The 1615-nt window shown below is 64.7% G+C and carries 2 protein-coding genes; one reads left to right on the plus strand and one right to left on the minus strand.

Going from position 1 to position 1615, the window contains the following annotated elements; genetic code table 11:
- The coding region (locus tag V6M39_RS08665) for an isocitrate lyase/phosphoenolpyruvate mutase family protein (RefSeq protein ID WP_332643417.1) at positions 1–900 on the minus strand (900 nt) is incomplete at its 3' end.
- A 139-nt stretch (positions 901–1039) separates the two neighbouring features.
- On the opposite strand from V6M39_RS08665, the gene V6M39_RS08670 reads away from it, so the two are divergent.
- Positions 1040–1615, plus strand: a 576-nt coding sequence (locus tag V6M39_RS08670; RefSeq protein WP_332643418.1) for a hypothetical protein, incomplete at its 3' end; no start/stop codon positions are given.

Genomic DNA, 1615 nt, shown 5'->3' on the forward strand with positions numbered 1-1615 from the left:
GGTGATCTGCGCTGCCTTGCCCGCCTTGAGTCGCAGCGAGAAGTCCTCGATCGACGACTGGGTCTGCTCGACCTCGGTGCCGAACAGCGAGTTGCGCTTGAGGCCTTCCTTGTCCTCGATGATCACCGCAGAGACGCCCGTGCGTTCCAGTGAGCGGACGGTGAACGCGAAGTGTTCGGGCTTTCCGCCGGTGTCGGCGTCGTAGATCATCGGCTTGGTGGTGACCTCGAAGATCTCGTTGACCGTCTGCAGCCGGGTCGAGAGGTCGACAGCCTCGATGTCGGGCTTGCCGCGCGCGGTCGAGTCTGTGAGCGAGGACGACCACATACCGTCGAACTCGACGTTGACGCCGGCGCGCTCTGCCGCCGAGCTCTCGACGAGCAGACCGGTCAGACCGTCATGCGCCTGCATGATGCGGACGATGTCCTTGCTGTCGAGCAGTCGACGGAGCCTGGCGAGCCGTACGTTGGGCGTCGTGCCGATCTGCTTGAGCGCCTCGTGCAGCTGAGTGGAGGAGATGCCTTCGGTGTAGGCCGGCTCAACCAGCTCGCCGCCCCACTCGGCAAGCGCGTCGATGACTCTCTGGCGAGTCTTGCGCTGGACGCCGGTCGTCCAGTCGTCGCCGTGCACGACGAAGTCGGGCTTGTACTTGCGCAGGTTCTCGACGTAATCGAGCGTCTCCTGCGGCACGACTTCGTGGACCGTCTTGAGGCTGGCAACCACGGCACGGCGCTGCTCGAAGGTCAGGTGCGGGAGCCGCTTGTAGCTCGCAATGGCCGCGTCGGTGAGCAATCCCACGGTGACATCGCCCAGCTTCGCAGCGTGTTCAAGGATGTTGAGGTGACCCGGGTGGATCAGGTCTGCGCTCATACCCACGTAGACCGTCTTCTGTTCCGACATCCCGCTCCTATGAAATAGATCCACTCAGAGCCGCCAGTCTACGCATCCGGCTGAGGGCCCCGTACGGTGCACGACCCTCACCGCGAAGCGGAGGCTTCGCCCGGACCTGTGGTCATACGGCCGGTAAGGTGGCGGCGACATGAGTAGCAATACGCGGACGCGACCACGCCCCGAAACCAGGCGTTTCCGGAGGGCAAAAGCGCGGGCGCCCATCGCGCCCGTCCTGGTCCCCGTCATCGTGGTTGCCGTCGTGTGTGTGCTGTTGCTGCCTGCCGCTCTCAGCTCGCCTCTCATCGCGGCGGCCGTTATCGCCATCCTGAGTCTCTTGGGCTTTGCCATCGCTGTCGGTCTCGACCGAGCCAGCAACACCATGCTGGTCATGGCTTTCGGGTTCGCCCCACTGACCTTGGCCACACTCGGCCTACCGATTCTCAGCCTCGCGAACGTCTGTCTCTTTACCGCATTCCTCCTCGCGCTGCCGCGCCTGCTCCGCGAGCCACTGCGGCTGCCCGGCATGTTCATGCTCGGCGCGGCTCTGCTCACGATCATGGGACTGATCGCCGCGCCGATCGCCATCAGCGCCGCCGTCAGCCTCGGCTACCTGCTGCTGGCGGTGATCGGTCTCATCCTCGGACCGGCAGTTGTGGGATGGATGGCGCCGACCAACCGACAGATGTGGGCCATGATGATCGCCTTCTGCATCGGCACCGCGATC

The organism is Aeromicrobium sp. (assembly GCF_036675695.1).
In the GTDB taxonomy this organism is placed as follows: Bacteria; Actinomycetota; Actinomycetes; order Propionibacteriales; family Nocardioidaceae; genus Aeromicrobium.